General features: G+C 71.9%; 1 protein-coding gene. It reads left to right on the forward strand.

What is annotated here, in order from left to right; genetic code table 11:
- Nucleotides 1-85 precede the first annotated feature (85 nt).
- On the forward strand, nt 86-541 hold a 456-nt coding region (locus tag G3N99_RS41515), incomplete at its 3' end, for an SH3 domain-containing protein (protein ID WP_346778529.1).

A 541-nucleotide genomic window follows, 5' to 3' on the forward strand; every position in this document is an offset into this window, starting at 1 on the left:
CCCGTGGGGCGGCGGCCACTGGGGTGGCGGCTGGGGCGGACATCGGCATTGACCGGCGCGCGGCGGCACCGCGCGGGAGAGCATCATGAGGAACACGATTGTCCGAAGTCTGTGCGTCGTCCTGCTCGGCCTGGCGGCCGCGCCGGGCATTGCGCAGGCACAAAGCACCGGCTACACGAACTCGCCGGCCGAACTGTTCGCCGGGCCGGCGCCCGACTATCCGGTGGTCGCGCAGATTCCGCCGGGCACCGCGCTGGACGTGTTCGGCTGCCTGAGCGACTACACGTGGTGCGACGTCGCGCTGCCGGGCGTGCGCGGCTGGATCGACGCGCAACTGATCGACTATCCGTACCAGGGCGGCTACGCGCCGCTGCTCGACTATGGCGCGATCATCGGCGTGCCGATCACCGGGTTCGCGATCGGCGCGTACTGGGATCGCTACTACCGTAACCGGCCGTGGTTCCATGACCGCGATCGGTGGGAGCACCGCGCGGAACCGCGGCTCGGCCCGGGCGGGAGACCGCCGGGACAGGGCCGCCCG

The sequence above is a fragment of the Burkholderia sp. Ac-20392 genome, from assembly GCF_017104585.1.
Lineage (GTDB): Bacteria > Pseudomonadota > Gammaproteobacteria > Burkholderiales > Burkholderiaceae > Burkholderia > Burkholderia lata.